The following is a 15,298-nucleotide window of genomic DNA, read 5'->3' as shown; positions in this document are numbered from 1 at the left end:
GTGGCACTGAGCGATGCCTGATGTCACCGGGGGTCCACGGGCGCGAAGCCCTCGCGTGTAGTGCAAGGATGGGTGAATGGCCGACTTCGACGTACTCGTCCTCGGGGCCGGGTCCGGAGGCTACGCGTGCGCGCTGCGCGCCGCGCAGCTCGGACTGAGCGTCGGGCTGGTGGAGCGGGACAAGGTCGGAGGGACCTGCCTGCACGTCGGGTGCATCCCGACGAAGGCGCTGCTGCACGCGGCCGAGGTCGCCGACAGTGCGCGGGAGGCGTCCGAGTTCGGGGTCAACGCGACGCTGGAGGGGATCGACGTGCCCGGCGTCAACGCCTACGCCGACGGCGTTGTGTCCCGGCTCCACAAGGGCCTCACCGGCCTCATCAAGGGCCGCGGCATCACCGTGGTCGAGGGGCGCGGGCGACTGAGCGGCCCGCGGGAGGTCACGGTTGCCGGCGAGTCCGGCGAGCGGACCTACTCCGGCAGCCACGTGGTCCTGGCGAGCGGCTCCTACGCCAAGACGCTGCCGGGTCTCGACATCGACGGGGAACGCGTCATCACCTCCGAGCACGCGCTGCGGCTCGACCGGGTCCCTGCGTCGGTGATCGTGCTCGGCGGAGGGGTCATCGGTTGCGAGTTCGCGAGCGTGTGGCGCAGCTTCGGCGCCGAGGTGACCATCGTGGAGGCGCTGCCGCGGCTGGTGCCGCTGGAGGACGAGGCGTCGTCCAAGGCCCTGGAACGCGCCTTCCGGAAGCGCAAGATCGCGATGCGCACCTCGACGCCCTTCCAGAGCGCGAAGGCCACCGACGACGGGGTCGCCGTGACCGTCGAGGGCGGGGACGTGTTGGAGGCTGAGCTGCTGCTGGTGGCCGTCGGCCGAGGACCGTCGACCGACGGTCTGGGTTACGAGGAGCAAGGCATACGCATGGACCGCGGCTTCGTGGTCACCGACGAGAGGTGCCGCACCGGAGTCGAGAACGTGTGGGCCGTGGGCGACATCGTCCCGGGCCTCCAGCTGGCGCACCGCGGCTTCCAGCAGGGCATCTTCGTGGCCGAGGAGATCGCCGGCCTCGCGCCCGCGACCATCGACGAGACTGCGATCCCACGGGTGACCTACTGCCGACCCGAGGTGGCGTCGGTCGGTCTGACCGAGGCCCAGGCGGCGGAGACGCACGGCGCGGAGGCCATCGAGACGCTGACCTACGACCTCGGCGGCAACGGCAAGAGCCAGATCCTCAAGACGCAGGGCTTCGTCAAGCTGGTGCGGCAGCGCGGCGGCCCGGTCGTCGGCATCCACCTCGTCGGCGACCGAGTGGGCGAGCTGATCGGCGAGGCACAGCTCATCTACGGCTGGGAGGCGCACGCCGAGGACGTCGCGCCGCTCGTCCACGCGCACCCCACCCAGAACGAGGCGCTCGGTGAGGCTCACCTGGCGTTGGCCGGCAAACCCCTGCACGCGCATTCCTGACCACGTGAACCACTGACCACCCCCCTGACAAGAGAGCAAGGAGCTCCATGGCCACCGAAGTCACCCTCCCGGCACTGGGCGAGTCCGTCACCGAGGGCACCGTCACCCGCTGGCTGAAGTCCGTGGGCGACGAGGTCGCGGTCGACGAGCCGCTGCTGGAGGTGTCCACCGACAAGGTCGACACCGAGATCCCGTCCCCGGTCGCCGGCACGCTGCTGGAGATCAAGGCGGAGGAGGACGAGACCGTCGAGGTCGGTGCCGTGCTCGCGATGATCGGTGACTCCAACGAGTCGGGCGGGTCCGACGCCGGTGGCGATGACAGTGGCGGCGAGGCGGAGGCCGCGCCCGAGCCGGAGGCTGAGAAGGAGCCAGAACCGGAGCCGGAGCCCGAGCCGGAGCCCGAGCCGGAGCCCGAGCCCGAGCCGGCCGCCGAGGAGGCGCCCCAGCCGGAGCAGTCCGCACCGTCGTCCGACGGCTCTGGCGGCGGCACTCCGGTGACGCTGCCTGCCCTGGGTGAGTCGGTCACCGAGGGCACCGTGACCCGCTGGCTCAAGCAGGTCGGTGACGACGTGGCCGTCGACGAGCCGCTGCTCGAGGTCTCCACCGACAAGGTCGATACCGAGATCCCGTCTCCAGTCGCGGGCAAGCTCCTCGAGATCAAGGTCCAGGAGGACGAGACCGTCGAGGTGGGCGCCGAGCTCGCCGTCGTCGGGTCGGGTGACGCGGCACCGGCCGCCAAGCAGCCGGAGCCCGAGCCGGAGGCCGAGCAGGAGAAGGCGCCGGAGCCCGAGAAGGCGCCGGAGCCCGAGCCGGAGGCCAAGCAGGAGGAGGCGCCCGAGCCCGAGGCGGAGAAGGAGCCCGAGCCGAAGCCGGAGCCCGAGCCGAAGCCGGCACCCGAGGCCAAGCAGGAGAAGGCGCCTGAACCCGCCAAGGCACCCGCGCACGCCGCGCCGCCGGCCGCGGAGCCGGGTGACGACGGCCCCGGCTACGTCACCCCGCTGGTACGCAAGCTCGCGTCCCAGCACGGTGTCGACCTCGCGTCGGTGACCGGCACCGGGGTGGGCGGCCGGATCCGCAAGCAGGACGTCCTCGAGGCGGCCAAGGCCGCGGAGGCGCCGGCCGTGGCTCCCCCGACCTCGACCGGACAGCCCGCGCCGGCCGCCGCGCCGTCGCCGTCCCCACTGCGCGGGACCACCGAGAAGGTCTCCCGGCTGCGCAGGATCATCGCCGAGCGGATGGTGGACTCGCTGCAGACCTCGGCCCAGCTCACCCAGGTCGTCGAGGTCGACGTCACCAACGTCGCGCGGCTGCGGGACGCCGAGAAGGACGCGTTCCTGGCACGCGAGGGCGTCAAGCTCAGCTACCTGCCGTTCTTCGCCAAGGCGGCGATCGACGCGCTCAAGGAGCACCCCAAGCTCAACGCGACCATCGACACCGAGGCCGGCGAGATCACCTACTACGACCGCGAGAACCTCGCGTTCGCCGTGGACACCGAGAAGGGCCTGCTGACGCCGGTCGTCAAGGACGCGGGTGACCTCTCGATCGCCGGACTGGCGAAGAAGATCGCCGACGTCGCCGAGCGCACCCGGACCAACAAGATCGGTCCCGACGAGCTCGCCGGCGGCACCTTCACGATCACCAACCTGGGCAGCGTCGGAGCCTTGTGGGACACCCCGATCATCAACAAGCCCCAGGTCGCGATCCTCGGTCCCGGCACGGTGGTGAAGCGCCCGGTCGTGATCGACGACCCCAACCTCGGCGAGACGATCGCGGTGCGCTACATGGTCTACCTGGCGCTGACCTACGACCACCGCCTCGTCGACGGTGCGGACGCGGGCCGCTTCCTCCAGGACGTCAAGAAGCGGCTCGAAGGTGGTCAGTTCGAGGTTTGAGCCTGACTCCTGCGACGAAGGAGCAGGAGTCAGTAGCGAATAGGTTGAGGAGGCTGCGCGCAGGTTCCGAGCTTCCGAGGAAGCTGCGTCCAGCCGTCTCGAAACCAGGCGAGGGAGGCTGGGACTGACGTGGTGAGGTTTCTGATCGCCGGCTCCTCCGGTTTCCTCGGCGGTGCCCTGACGGACGCTCTGGTCGAGCGCGGCCACTCGGTGGTCGGGCTCGTCCGGCGTCCGACCTCGGCGCCGGACGAGTCGACCTGGGACCCCTACGCCGGCACCTACGACCGGGAGGTCATCGAGACCGCGGACGTGGTGGTCAACCTCGCCGGCACGTCCCTCGCCGGCAACGTGCACTCCGACAAGTGGTCACGCGACCTGCGGGAGAGCAGGGTGCGCACCACCGCGACCCTTGCCGAGGCCATCGCGACCTCTGATCGGCGCCCGGCTTTCCTGGCCGGCAACGGGTCCAGCTACTACGGCGACCACGGAAGCGCGGTGGTGGACGAGACGAGTGACACCAGGGGCGAGGCGCTGTTCACGCGTGTGTGCCGGGACTGGCAGGCCGCCACGGAACCGGCTGCCGAGGCCGGGGCGCGGGTGTGCATCCTGCGCACCTCGCCGGTGATGGACCGACGAGGACTCACGCTGAGGCTGCTGCGTGGCCTGACGCTCGCCGGGCTCGGGACCCGGCTCGGTGACGGGCGGCAGTACATGCCGATGATCTCGCTGCGCGACTGGCTCGGCGCTGTGATCCACCTCGCGGAGCACGAGACCACCGGCGGCCCGTTCAACCTGGTCTGTCCTCAGACCCCCACGAACGGCGAGTTCACCAAGGAGCTGGCCCGCCAGCTCGGTCGTCCCGCCTTCCTGGTCGCCCCCGCCCCGGTGATCCGTCTCGCGGCGGGTGCGGCGGCGCCCGAGCTGCTGAACTCCATCAACGCCCGCCCAGCCGCCCTCGAAGCCGCCGGCTACGAGTTCAAGGACCGCAACGTCGCCGAGGTGCTCCGGGTCGGGCTCGCCTCAACGGACTGAGCTGACCAGCCAGCGGCCGCCCACCAGCCGTAGCGCGACCGTCCGAGTGGTGGCCGAGTCGGCAGGGAGACGCCGAGTCGTCGTCCCATCACGGGCCAGGCCGTCGACGAGCCGGTCAGTGACCTCGAGGACCCAGTGGTCGGAGGAACGGCGCAGCTCGCGCAGGGCGAGCACCTGCGTACGCAGGTCGGTGACGATCAGTCCGCGCTCGAGCCAGCGACGCAGCATGGCGATGTCGCGCTCCCCCGCGACCGAGCCGGGCGTGTAGAGCGAGCGCAGGCGGCGTACGTCTCCCGCTGCCCAGGCCGCTGAGCGGTCGGCGTCCCAGGCGGCCAGCACGGCGGCGGCCTCCACCTCCGGCCGTTGCTGGGTCGTCGACTTCGGCTCCGATGCATGGTCGACCTGCGGCGCCGGGTCACGGCGGAGCCCCAGCACCGTCGTCGCGATGGACGCGAGGGCGACCGCGACCAGGACCGCGATGAGCAGCCCGGGGGCGGCGCGGTGCGAGGTCATGTCCCCAGTCCTACCCGGGAGCGGCTGCCGAGGGGGCTGGTCATCCACAGGCAGACTGGACGGATGCCGTCCCGCCGCGCCGTGCTCCTCGGCGTCGCAGGCGTGCTGGGTGCGGGAGCCGCGACCGCGGCCGGGGTCTACGAGGGGGTGCTGCCCGGACGGCCGCAGGCGCAGTCGCTGCTCGGTCTCAACGGTGAGGCCGGCAAGGTGCCCGACGTCGAGCCCGCGCACGTCGAGCACGGGTCGTTCGTCTCCGAGCGCCGCGGCGGCCTCGAGACCGGGTTTTCGGTCGTTACCCCGCTCGGTGCGCCGGCCGGGCTCCCGGTCGTCGTCGCGCTGCACGGTCGCGGCAGCGACCACCGCTCGCTCGTGGGGCCGAGGTTCCGGATCGAGCGGTTCCTGGAGGACCACGTCGAGCGCGGCGGTGCGCCGTTCGCGGTGGGCACGGTCGACGGCGGCCAGTCCTACTGGCACGAGCGGCCGAGCGGCGAGGACGCCGGCGCCATGGTGGTCGAGGAGTTCCTGCCGATGCTCGCCGAGCGTGGCCTGCGCGCCGGGCCGACCCACCGGATCGGGCTGCTCGGCTGGTCGATGGGCGGGTACGGCGCGCTGCGGCTGGGCGGCCTCCTGGGACCGGATCGGGTGGCGGCAGTCTGTGCCGTCAGCCCGGCGATGTGGTCCGACCCGGAGGACGCGTCGAGGTCCGGGTTCGCGAACGCCGCGGAGTACGAACGGTTCACCGTGCAGGGCCACCAGGAGGACCTCGGCGGCATCCCGGTCCGGATCGACTGCGGCACCGGTGACCAGTTCTACCGAGCGGTCGAGGACTACGTCGACGGATTCCCGGCCGGCGCCGGCGTGGTGGGCACCTTCGAGCCGGGGGCGCACGACCCGGACTACTGGCGACGGATGATGCCGGCGGAGCTCGAGTTCCTGGGCGGCCATCTCGCGGGCGAGCGGTAGCCTCGATCAGGTGAGCACCCCGCAGTTCGAGGTCGTCGGCCTCGGCGACCGAGCCGTCGACTACCTCGAGGCCTGGGAGCTGCAGCGACGGGTGCACCAGGAGGTCGTCGACGGCGAGCGGCCGGACACGGTGCTGCTGCTCGAGCACCCGCCGACCTACACCGCCGGCAAGCGCACCGAACCGCACGAGCGCCCCAGCGACTCCGGCGGCGCCCCGGTGATCGAGGTCGACCGCGGCGGCAAGATCACCTTCCACGGGCCCGGGCAGGTCGTGGCCTACCCGATCGTCCGGCTGCCCGAGCACGTGCTGGTCGTGGACTTCGTCCGGCGTCTCGAGGAGGCGATGATCGCGACCTGCCGTGACTTCGGCGTCACCACCGCCCGCATCCCGGGGCGCAGCGGCGCCTGGCTCCGGGCGGACGACCGAGGCCCCGAGCGCAAGATCGGCGCGATCGGACTGCGGGTCAGCCGCGGCGTGACGATGCACGGGATCGCGCTCAACTGCGACGTGGACCTGGGCTGGTACGACCGGTTCGTCCCGTGCGGCATCGCCGACGCCGGCGTCACGACCTTGTCGCGGGAGCTGGGCCGGGACGTCCCGGTGACCGAGGTGCTGCCGGTCCTCCAGCGCCACCTCACCGAGCTGCTCGCCTGGGCGCCGTACGCCGCCACGAAGGACTACGAGGCGCGGCCCGAGCCGGGCCGTGGCCCGCGCGTCGAGGTCCTGACGCCCTGACTCAGAACTGGCCGCGGTAGTAGTCGGACATGGCCGGGTAGTAGTCGCGCTCGAAGTCCCGCGCAGCGGGGTCGGCACCGGTCTCGGCGGCGACGAGGCGGTCGAGGTAGTACTCCCACCCGGGCCCCACTCCGGACGCCTGCTCGGCGGTCACCCCGGGCTGCGACAAGGTCAGCGTGGTGACACCGTCGGCGTGGGTCAGGTCCACGTCGAGGAGCCACACCTCGTCGCCCGCCTGCGAGGTCAGGTGCAGCCGGTGCGGCGGCTCACAGACCCGGATCGTCATCGTCTCGCCGGGCTGGTCCTCTTCGAACAGCATCTGGAACCGGACGCTGCCCGACTCCGGGTCGCCGGTCCACGAGCCGATCCAGCGCGCGAGCCGGTCGGGCTCGGTCACGGCGGCCCAGACGTCCTCGATCGGCGCCCGGAACTCGCGGGTCTGGACGAGGACGTGCCGGCCATCCCTCAGCTCGATGGTGCCGGTGGGTCGGACGTCTGCCGGGGTGCTCATGCCGTCTCCTCTGTCGGTTGCTGGGTCGAGCGGGTTCGCCGCTCGCGGGTCGTCCTGTGGACCTCTGTCTCGAGCGCGTCGAGGGCGTTGTCGGCGATCGGCCGCGACGCCAGCCCCGCGGCGTACGACAGCACGGGTGTCATCGCGGTGCGCTCGAGCGCGTAGTAGCGCTCCCGACCGCGGTCGGTGACGGTGACCGCGCCCGCCTCGAGCAGCAGCCTCAGGTGCTTGCTGACGGCCGGCCGGCTGATCGACCGGTCCGCGGCGAGGTCGACCACGCGCCGAGGCCCGACGACCAGGTCGGCCAGGAGCGAGCGACGGACCGGGTCCGCGATCGCCCCGAAGATGTCGACATCAGATAGGTAACCATTCGGATACCAATTGCGCAAGCCCGCGAATCCCGGTGGCGTGGGCCCACGGCGTACGCTCGATGCTTGTGAGCGCCGCCCCCGACTCCCCCACTGCACCGGCCGGTCGCAAGCTGCTCCGGCTCGAGGTCCGCAACGCCGAGACCCCGATCGAACGCAAGCCGGAGTGGATCAAGACGCGGGCGAAGATGGGCCCGGAATACAAGCACCTGCAGAACCTGGTGAAGTCCGAAGGCCTGCACACGGTCTGCCAGGAGGCGGCCTGCCCCAACATCTTCGAGTGCTGGGAGGACCGCGAGGCGACGTTCCTCATCGGCGGCGACCAGTGCACCCGCCGCTGCGACTTCTGCCAGATCGACACCGGCAAGCCGGAGCCACTGGATCGCGACGAGCCGCGCCGGGTCGCCGAGTCGGTGCGGACCATGGAGCTGCGCTACGCCACGATCACCGGCGTCGCCCGTGACGACCTGCCCGACGGCGGCGCGTGGCTCTACGCCGAGACGGTCCGCGCCATCCACGAGCTCAACCCCGGCACCGGCGTCGAGAACCTCATCCCCGACTTCAACGGCAAGCCGGACCTGTTGGCCGAGGTGTTCGAGTCGCGCCCCGAGGTGCTGGCCCACAACGTCGAGACGGTGCCGCGGATCTTCAAGCGGATCCGGCCGGCGTTCCGCTACGACCGGTCTCTGGACGTGCTGACCCAGGCCCGCGACTTCGGCCTGGTGACCAAGTCCAACCTGATCCTCGGCATGGGTGAGACTCGCGAGGAGGTGTCCCAGGCGCTGCGCGACCTGCACGCGGCCGGCACCGAGCTGGTGACGATCACCCAGTATCTCCGCCCCTCGGCGCGTCATCACCCCGTGGAGCGCTGGGTCAAGCCCGAGGAGTTCGTCGAGCTGGCAGCCGAGGCCGAGGAGGTCGGCTTCGCCGGCGTCCTGTCCGGCCCGCTGGTGCGTTCGTCCTACCGCGCCGGTCGCCTGTACCGTCAGGCGATGGACGCCCGCCAGGGCGCCTCCGCCTGACTCTCCCATCCACGGCAGACCACAGATAGGCAGCACGCACGCGTATGGCCAGGAACGCCCGCAAGAAGGCGGCCGCTGACGCCGCCCCCGTCTCCCCGACCGCCGCTGCGGAGATGAGCCGCACGCGGCAGTTCATCGAGACCTACCGGATGACCAAGAAGTCGGACCGGTGGATCGGGCTGATCCTGCTGGTCGCCTTCCTGGTCGTCGGCGCCCTGGGCTTCGTGATCTTCAAGGTGCTGCCCGGCGGCGGCACCATCGAGTGGATCATGGCCGTTGTCGGTGGCCTGATGACCGGCGTACTGGCAGCACTCCTCATCTTCGGCAGACGCGCCCAGAGCGCGGCCTACAGCCAGATGGAGGGACAGCCGGGCGCCGCCGCGGCCGCGCTGCGGATGCTGCGCCGGGGTTGGAAGACCGACCCGGCGATCGCGTTCACCAAGCAGCAGGACATCCTGCACCGGGTGGTGGGCCCGCCCGGCATCGTGCTGATCGGCGAGGGCAACCCCAACCGGCTGCGCCAGCTGATGGCCACCGAGCGCCGCAAGCACGAGCGGGTCGCCGCCGAGACCCCGATCCACGAAGTCATGTGCGGCAACGGCGAGGGCGAGGTGCCCCTCCCCAAGCTGGTCCGCCACGTGCAGAAGCTCGGCCGGCAGGTCAAGGGCGCCGAACTCACCGACGTCATCAACCGGCTCAAGGCGCTCGACGCCCAGCGCACCAACCTCCCCATCCCCAAGGGACCGGTGCCGACCAGCATGAAGGGCATGCGCGGCAACCTGCGCGGTCGCTGAACCTGCTGTCAGGCATCGGCCCTGGAGAGCCGCACGTCCGGACGAGGCTCTCCAGGACCGTCCTGTGGTGACCGCTTCTCGTACCCGTTCATGGGCCCTGCGGCCGAGGTCTGGAGGCTCCAGCCTGACGCCCGGCGGCCGGGGTCACCAGCGACGCAGGTCCCCTCTCTTCCGGGATGTTGGGCCCGGCGGTCCCGGGACCGCGGACCTCAGCGCGTCGACAGCCCCCTGCGCGCCCGGAAGGTCTGCAGTGTGACGGTGACCGAGCCGGCCGCGATGTCGTGCAGCCCACGCCCGTCGGCCCGGTAGACCAGGGGCGGGATGACCAGCGCGATCAGCGCCTGGCGCGCGAGGGCGCGCAGCGGGTCGATGTTGCGCGGTGAACCGTCGACGGGTACGACGCGCAGTCGGGTGACGAGCTGGCCGAACGAGCCACCGACCAGCGCGGTGCCCACCGCAGACTCCACGACGAAGACTCCCAGCACGATGAAGCCGCTGGCGTTGCCTGCCTCGGTGTAGTCCTCGAGGCCGATGACGGCGACCACGGCGAGGGTGCTGGCCACCCAGTCGACGAACAGGGCGAGGATCCGCCGGCCCCACGACGCGGTCTCGAATCCGATGTCGGGTGAGTCGTCGGGGCCGGGCACGCAGGTCAGGGTAGCGACCGTCGTCCGCGGCCTCGGACACCTGTTACATCCCCGAAACAATCGCGATACGGTCGAGAAACTGCCACCGCCTTGGATGGCGGACAGACCCCGGCGCAACGCCGCGTCGGGCGTTCCACCCCGAGAACTTTCCGGCTGTGTGCGGGCGCAGGAGCGTGGCTCCGCGTCCGGCGTACAGCCAAGGAGGATGAATGTTCAGCAACAGCGACGAGCTGCTCAAGTACGTCAAGGACGAGGGCATCGAGATGGTCGACGTCCGCTTCGTCGACCTGCCCGGCATCGAGCAGCACTTCACCGTCCCGGTGTCGTCGTTCGGCCAGGACGTCTTCGACAACGGGCTCGCCTTCGACGGATCGTCGATCCGCGGCTTCCAGGCCATCAACGAGTCCGACATGGCGCTGTTCCCGGACCCGACCACGGCGTTCCTTGACCCGTTCCGGACCGCCAAGACGCTCAACGTGAGCTTCTTCATCCACGACCCGATCACCGGTGAGGCCTACTCGCGCGACCCCCGAAACATCGCCCGCAAGGCGCTCGCCTACCTCGGCACGACCGGCATCGCCGACACCGCCTACTTCGCCCCCGAGGCCGAGTTCTACATCTTCGACTCGGTCCGCTACTCCACCGGCGCCAACGAGGGCTACTACCACATCGACTCCGTCGAGGGCTGGTGGAACTCGGGCTCGGAGCACGACAACCGCGGCTACAAGACCCGCTTCAAGGGCGGCTACTTCCCGGTCTCTCCCTACGACCACTACGGCGACCTGCGCGACGCCATGGTCAAGAACCTCGAGGCCTGCGGCCTGCTCGTCGAGCGGTCCCACCACGAGGTCGGCACCGCCGGGCAGGCGGAGATCAACTACCGCTTCGACACACTGCTCAAGGCCGCCGACGACGTGATGAAGTTCAAGTACCTCATCAAGAACACCGCCTGGGAGGCCGGCAAGTCGGTCACCTTCATGCCCAAGCCGATCTTCGGTGACAACGGCTCGGGCATGCACGTCCACCAGTCGCTGTGGTCCGGCGGCGAGCCGCTGTTCTACGACGAGACCGGCTACGGCGGCCTGTCCGACATCGCCCGCTGGTACATCGGCGGCATCCTCAAGCACGCACCGGCCCTGCTGGCGTTCACCAACCCGACGGTGAACTCCTACCACCGCCTGGTGCCGGGCTTCGAGGCGCCGATCTCGCTGGTCTACTCCTCGCGCAACCGGTCCGCCTCGGTCCGGATCCCGATCACCGGCTCCAACCCGAAGGCCAAGCGCATCGAGACCCGGTTCCCCGACCCGTCGGCGAACCCCTACCTCGCGTTCTCGGCCCTCATGCTCGCCGGTGTCGACGGCATCAAGAACAAGATCGAGCCGGCCGCGCCGATCGACAAGGACATCTACGAGCTGCCGCCGGACGAGATGGCCGAGATCGAGCAGGTCCCGACCTCGCTCAACGCGGTCCTCGACGCCCTCGAGGACGACCACGACTTCCTGACGGTCGGCAACGTCTTCACGCCCGACCTGATCGACACGTGGGTCTCCTACAAGCGCGAGAACGAGATCGCCCCCGTGCAGCTGCGCCCGCACCCGCACGAGTTCGAGCTCTACTACGACATCTAGGGGACACGTTCGCTCATCTCTGCCTCACGTCGGCCTCGGGTTCGCCCGGGGCCGACGTGGTCGTTCGGCGGTCAAGCGAGCTGGACGACCGTGGCCTTGAAGGGCTCGGCCAACAGTTCGAGTAGCGGCGCCATGGCCTCGGCGGTCGCCGGGTCGCGCATGACGGCGTCGCGCGCCTCGGTCGTCTCCCAGTCGGCGATCTCCACCAGGGTGTCGGGGTCGTCGAGCACCTCGTAGAAGGCGCCGCCCAGGGAGCCCCTCTCCCTCAGGGCGGGCCCGAGCTCGGCCATCAGCGTCTGGAGCACGTTCGTGAGCTCGTCGCGCCGGCTGGGCTTGGCCCTCAGCTGGACGATCACCTTGATGGCCATTCACTTCCTCCTCGTAGCCGCTGTCCGGGCTACTTCTCGATGTAGACGATGAGCGGCGGCACTACGCCGTGGGCTTCCATCTGGGCGGCCACCTCGGGCGGAGGCGAGTCGAGCAGCGCCTGTATGGCGTCCATGTCGTGGATGTCGGCGGTCACGGCGATGCGGTTGCTGCCGTCCATGGCGACGTGGTCGGTGACGTTCGAGCCGACCGACCCGATGGCTGCCGCCCGCTCGTTCTTGCCCGTGAGCCAGCGGTCGATGTCGACGACCTCATGGGTGATGACCATTCGTGGCATGCCTCGCCCCTTTGCGCGGATTGGGTTCGTGGTCCCGCCGACGGCGCGCCTGTGCGGTCGACGGGTCAGCTGGTGGCGCGGGTCGATCGTGCTGCCGACCGGCGGCGAAGACATCACTCGATCGTGTGATGAAGAAGGGCTTCCTGCCCCGAGGGACGGATCTACCAGTCTGGACCGCCGGCGATAGCGGGAGCAGACTCGGCGCGTGGCGGGGTCGTTGTGAGAGCGCATGCGGAGGGGCTGGTGGGGCGAGCTGCCGAGCTCGCTCTCACCGCTGCTGAAGTCGACCGGCTCGACGACCGCCGGGCGGGTGTGCTGGTGATCGAGGGGGAAGCCGGCATCGGCAAGACCCGCCTGGTGCAGAGCATGGTCGATGACGCGCGATCCCGCGGACTGGCGGTGTTCTGCGGCCGGGCTCATCCCTTCGAGCGAACGCGACCGTTCGGTGTGGTCGCTGCCGCCTTGGGGCTGAATGCGCGTTCACCCGACCCGAGCAGCGCCGCGATCGGCGCGACGCTGACCGGCCAGGACGCACGCGGGCCCGTCGGCGACATTCAGTACCGCGTCGTCGAGGAGATCGTCGAGCTGGTGGAGACGGCGTGCGGCGAGCGCCCGGTGTTGCTGGTCGCGGAGGACATCCATTGGGCCGACGCCGCGAGCCTGTTGACCATCTTGTCGATTGCGCGGCAGCTGCCGCTCGCTCCCCTGCTCGCCGTGGTGACCACCCGGCCGTCCCCGCTCTCGGGCGACGTGGTCCGGCTGCTCGACGACCTGGCGGCCGGAGGCGGGCGCACCCTGCGCCTGCAGCCGCTCACGCCCGACGACGTCGCGGCTCTCGCGTTCCACGAGCTCGGGGCGCCCCCCGGGCCCGGCCTGACCGCCATGCTCGACAAGGCCGGCGGCAACCCGCTGTGGGCAACCGCCATGCTGCGCTCCCTGGCCGACGAAGGGGCCTTGACTCGCACGTCCGACGAGATAGAGGTGACGAGCTCGGAGCTGCCGCCGGCGCTTGGCGAGTTGGTGACTCGCCGCTTGCGGGACCTGCCGGCGTCGACGCTTGAACTGCTCCAGGTCACGGCCGTGCTCGGCGACGCGGTGTCGCTCCGCGACGTGGCCGCTGTCGCGCACCGCACGCCGGCCGACGTCGCCGGGCAGCTGGGCGAGGCGTTCGACGCCCAGCTCCTCGACGACGTCGACGAACGCGTCGTGTTCCGCCACCAGCTCGTCCACGACGCGATCTACCAGCACGTGCCTGCCCCGGCTCGACGCATCCTGCACCGCGAGGCCGCGGTCGCGCTGATGACCGCGGGCGCGGATCCCCTGGACGTGGCCGATCATCTGGTGCTCGGCGCCGAGCGTGGCGACGAACAGGTCGTCGGGTGGCTGCGCGACGCCGCCCGCAAGGCGTCGGGACAGGCGCCGCTCGTCACCCTCGACCTCCTCCGCCGCGCGGAGGCGCTGCTGCCAGGCGGCCACCGCGACGCGGATCTCGTGTCGGCGGAGGTGGTGCAGGCGCTGCTGCGTGCCGGGAACGTCGCCGAGGCGTCGGCCAGAGCGGAAGCGGTGCTCGCCCGGCGGCATGTCGCCGAGGTCGACAGCCCGTTGCGGGTCGCCCTGGTCGGCGCCCTGGCGCTGCAGAACCGTGCCGACGAGGTCACCGCCGTGGTCGAGGCCAGCCTCCGGGTCTCTGACCGGCTCGGACCTGCGGAACAGGCGCTGATGCTGGCCCAGCAGAGCTGGGCCCTCACCTACACCGGAGACCCCCGAGCGGGCGAGTCGGCCGCGGCCCGGGCGCTTGCCATCGCCGAGCAGGCGAGCGACAGGGCGATGTCGGTGTGGGCGTTGACCGCGTTGCTGGTGGCGGTGGGGCGGCAGGCCCGCTTCGACGAGGCGCTTACACATGCCCGGCGGGCCGCCACCCTTGCGGCCGACTCACCCGACGCGAGGTTGCTGCCGCTGCAGCCGAAGTTCTTCCTGGGCCTGGCGCTGTTCGACTGTGACCAGGTCGGCGAGGCGCGGGCCGCATTCCGGGAGGCTCTGGACGACGAGTTCGGCTCAGCATGGTGGCTCTCGGACGCCCTGATGGCCGACGCCCAGGCGTCGTACGCCATCGGCGAGTGGGACGACGCCGTGCCCGGCCTGATCGCCGGCGGCCAGGCGGCGCAGGAGAAGGGCAACCAGCTCCTCGCGACCCAGTCGCTCGCCTATCGCACCGTCATCGCGACGGCCATGGGAGACCTCCGGGCCGCGCGCGAGCTGGCCGACGGGTTCACCGGATCGCTGGAGGGAGAGCAACTGAGCTACAACGCGGGGATCCTGACGTTCGCGGCGGCGGGACTGACTGCGGCCGAGGGCGACCCGCAGGGGGCCTTCGACCTGTTGCTGCGGTGCTGGCGTTTCGATGCGGCCAGGCAGAGCCACTTCTACCACCGCTGTCTCGCCCCTGACCTCGTGCGCCAGGCCCTGGCCCTGGGTCACCGCGATGTCGCCACCGGGGTGGCCGACAGCGTCGCGGCCGGAGTGGCACTGGCGCCCGAGGTGCCCACGGTGCGGAGCCTGGCGCTGCGCTGCCGGGGACTGGTCGACGGTGATGTCGAGCCTCTGATCGAGGCAGTCGAGATCGCCCGCCAGGCGCCCCTCCTGGTGGAGCACGCCGGCGCCTGCGAGGACGCGGCGAGCCTGCTGGCGCACCGCGGCCGGAGCGACGAGGCAGCGACGCTGCTGCGCGAAGCACTGGACCGCTACGAGCAAGCCGGCGCCGACGCCTGGGCCGGCCGGGTCCGGGCCGGGCTGCGGTCCATCGGCGCCCATCCCGGCGCGCGCGGGCCGCGGCGCCGGCCCACGGAGGGCTGGGAGAGTCTCACCACCACGGAGCGGGCGGTGTCCCTGCTCGTTGCCGAGGGTCTCACGAACGGCGCGGTGGCCCGGCGGATGTACGTCTCGCCGCACACCGTGAACACCCACCTGCGACACGTGTTTGGGAAGCTCGGCGTGTCCAACCGGGTCGAGCTCGCCGCTGTGGTGCATCACTCGATCGAGTGATGTTGGGCACGCCGGACTCCTGCA

General features: G+C 71.1%; 15 protein-coding genes. 9 read left to right on the top strand and 6 right to left on the bottom strand.

Going from position 1 to position 15,298, the window contains the following annotated elements:
• Positions 1 to 76: 76 nt before the first annotated feature.
• From lpdA to ACYVC6_RS16895, 3 genes are all read left to right on the top strand, one after another.
• On the top strand, positions 77 to 1,462 hold the full coding sequence (gene lpdA, locus ACYVC6_RS16905) for a dihydrolipoyl dehydrogenase (protein ID WP_460715602.1): 1,386 nt from the start codon (positions 77 to 79) through the stop codon (positions 1,460 to 1,462).
• 47 nt (positions 1,463 to 1,509) lie between these two features.
• Positions 1,510 to 3,354 carry a 2-oxoglutarate dehydrogenase, E2 component, dihydrolipoamide succinyltransferase gene (sucB, locus tag ACYVC6_RS16900; RefSeq protein ID WP_460715601.1) on the top strand — a complete coding sequence of 615 codons (1,845 nt, stop codon included), beginning with the start codon at positions 1,510 to 1,512 and terminating at the stop codon, positions 3,352 to 3,354.
• A gap of 129 nt (positions 3,355 to 3,483) precedes the next feature.
• Positions 3,484 to 4,386, top strand: a complete 903-nt coding sequence (locus ACYVC6_RS16895) for a TIGR01777 family oxidoreductase (RefSeq protein WP_460715600.1) — start codon at positions 3,484 to 3,486, stop codon at positions 4,384 to 4,386.
• Here the strand turns inward: ACYVC6_RS16895 and ACYVC6_RS16890 are convergent.
• The gene (locus tag ACYVC6_RS16890) at positions 4,375 to 4,899 is read right to left on the bottom strand and encodes a hypothetical protein (RefSeq protein WP_460715599.1); all 525 of its coding nucleotides are present in this window, start codon (positions 4,897 to 4,899) and stop codon (positions 4,375 to 4,377) included. The genes ACYVC6_RS16895 and ACYVC6_RS16890 overlap by 12 nt on opposite strands.
• A 63-nt stretch (positions 4,900 to 4,962) precedes the next feature.
• On the opposite strand from ACYVC6_RS16890, the gene ACYVC6_RS16885 reads away from it, so the two are divergent.
• Positions 4,963 to 5,862 carry an alpha/beta hydrolase gene (locus ACYVC6_RS16885; protein WP_460715598.1) on the top strand — a complete coding sequence of 300 codons (900 nt, stop codon included), beginning with the start codon at positions 4,963 to 4,965 and terminating at the stop codon, positions 5,860 to 5,862.
• Positions 5,863 to 5,872: 10 nt separating this feature from the next.
• Positions 5,873 to 6,598: a lipoyl(octanoyl) transferase LipB gene (gene lipB, locus ACYVC6_RS16880; protein ID WP_460715597.1), complete on the top strand. Its 726-nt coding sequence runs from the start codon at positions 5,873 to 5,875 to the stop codon at positions 6,596 to 6,598.
• A 1-nt stretch (position 6,599) separates the two neighbouring features.
• Here the strand turns inward: lipB and ACYVC6_RS16875 are convergent, their stop codons facing one another.
• Positions 6,600 to 7,109 carry an SRPBCC family protein gene (locus ACYVC6_RS16875; RefSeq protein WP_460715596.1) on the bottom strand — a complete coding sequence of 170 codons (510 nt, stop codon included), beginning with the start codon at positions 7,107 to 7,109 and terminating at the stop codon, positions 6,600 to 6,602.
• The gene (locus ACYVC6_RS16870) at positions 7,106 to 7,498 is read right to left on the bottom strand and encodes an ArsR/SmtB family transcription factor (RefSeq protein WP_460715595.1); all 393 of its coding nucleotides are present in this window, start codon (positions 7,496 to 7,498) and stop codon (positions 7,106 to 7,108) included. Before ACYVC6_RS16870 ends, ACYVC6_RS16875 begins: the two co-directional genes overlap by 4 nt.
• A 47-nt stretch (positions 7,499 to 7,545) precedes the next feature.
• Here ACYVC6_RS16870 and lipA point away from each other — a divergent pair, with 47 nt between their 5' ends.
• Positions 7,546 to 8,499 carry a lipoyl synthase gene (lipA, locus tag ACYVC6_RS16865; protein ID WP_460715594.1) on the top strand — a complete coding sequence of 318 codons (954 nt, stop codon included), beginning with the start codon at positions 7,546 to 7,548 and terminating at the stop codon, positions 8,497 to 8,499.
• Positions 8,500 to 8,543: 44 nt separating this feature from the next.
• Positions 8,544 to 9,293: a DUF4191 domain-containing protein gene (locus ACYVC6_RS16860; protein ID WP_460715593.1), complete on the top strand. Its 750-nt coding sequence runs from the start codon at positions 8,544 to 8,546 to the stop codon at positions 9,291 to 9,293.
• 209 nt (positions 9,294 to 9,502) lie between these two features.
• On the opposite strand, the gene ACYVC6_RS16855 is transcribed toward ACYVC6_RS16860, so the two are convergent.
• A complete protein-coding gene (locus ACYVC6_RS16855) occupies positions 9,503 to 9,940 on the bottom strand; it encodes an RDD family protein (protein ID WP_460715592.1) in 438 nt (145 codons plus the stop codon).
• Between the two features lie 209 nt (positions 9,941 to 10,149).
• On the opposite strand from ACYVC6_RS16855, the gene glnA reads away from it, so the two are divergent.
• Positions 10,150 to 11,568 (top strand): type I glutamate--ammonia ligase, encoded by a 1,419-nt coding sequence (gene glnA / locus ACYVC6_RS16850; protein ID WP_460715591.1) that lies wholly within the window; start codon positions 10,150 to 10,152, stop codon positions 11,566 to 11,568.
• Between the two features lie 71 nt (positions 11,569 to 11,639).
• Here glnA and ACYVC6_RS16845 read toward each other — a convergent pair whose 3' ends face one another.
• Together ACYVC6_RS16845 and ACYVC6_RS16840 are read right to left on the bottom strand one after the other, a co-directional pair.
• Positions 11,640 to 11,936: a putative quinol monooxygenase gene (locus ACYVC6_RS16845; protein ID WP_460715590.1), complete on the bottom strand. Its 297-nt coding sequence runs from the start codon at positions 11,934 to 11,936 to the stop codon at positions 11,640 to 11,642.
• Between the two features lie 29 nt (positions 11,937 to 11,965).
• Positions 11,966 to 12,232, bottom strand: coding sequence for a hypothetical protein (locus ACYVC6_RS16840; RefSeq protein WP_460715589.1), 267 nt, complete (start codon positions 12,230 to 12,232; stop codon positions 11,966 to 11,968).
• A gap of 243 nt (positions 12,233 to 12,475) precedes the next feature.
• Here ACYVC6_RS16840 and ACYVC6_RS16835 point away from each other — a divergent pair, with 243 nt between their 5' ends.
• Positions 12,476 to 15,274, top strand: a complete 2,799-nt coding sequence (locus ACYVC6_RS16835) for a helix-turn-helix transcriptional regulator (protein ID WP_460715588.1) — start codon at positions 12,476 to 12,478, stop codon at positions 15,272 to 15,274.
• The last annotated feature ends 24 nt before the right edge of the window (positions 15,275 to 15,298 follow it).

The organism is Nocardioides dilutus (genome assembly GCF_054779555.1).
The sequence above is the reverse complement of the archived record's forward strand: the minus strand, read 5'-3'. Positions and strand labels throughout refer to the sequence as shown.

Excerpts from the sequence above, each read along its gene's own strand:
- lpdA (WP_460715602.1), top strand. The coding sequence starts at position 77 with ATGGCCGACTTCGACGTACTCGTCCTCGGGGCCGGGTCCGGAGGCTAC.
- sucB (WP_460715601.1), top strand. The coding sequence starts at position 1,510 with ATGGCCACCGAAGTCACCCTCCCGGCACTGGGCGAGTCCGTCACCGAG.
- ACYVC6_RS16890 (WP_460715599.1), bottom strand. The coding sequence starts at position 4,899 with ATGACCTCGCACCGCGCCGCCCCCGGGCTGCTCATCGCGGTCCTGGTC.
- ACYVC6_RS16885 (WP_460715598.1), top strand. The coding sequence starts at position 4,963 with ATGCCGTCCCGCCGCGCCGTGCTCCTCGGCGTCGCAGGCGTGCTGGGT.
- ACYVC6_RS16875 (WP_460715596.1), bottom strand. The coding sequence starts at position 7,109 with ATGAGCACCCCGGCAGACGTCCGACCCACCGGCACCATCGAGCTGAGG.
- ACYVC6_RS16860 (WP_460715593.1), top strand. The coding sequence starts at position 8,544 with ATGGCCAGGAACGCCCGCAAGAAGGCGGCCGCTGACGCCGCCCCCGTC.
- glnA (WP_460715591.1), top strand. The coding sequence starts at position 10,150 with ATGTTCAGCAACAGCGACGAGCTGCTCAAGTACGTCAAGGACGAGGGC.
- ACYVC6_RS16845 (WP_460715590.1), bottom strand. The coding sequence starts at position 11,936 with ATGGCCATCAAGGTGATCGTCCAGCTGAGGGCCAAGCCCAGCCGGCGC.
- ACYVC6_RS16840 (WP_460715589.1), bottom strand. The coding sequence starts at position 12,232 with ATGCCACGAATGGTCATCACCCATGAGGTCGTCGACATCGACCGCTGG.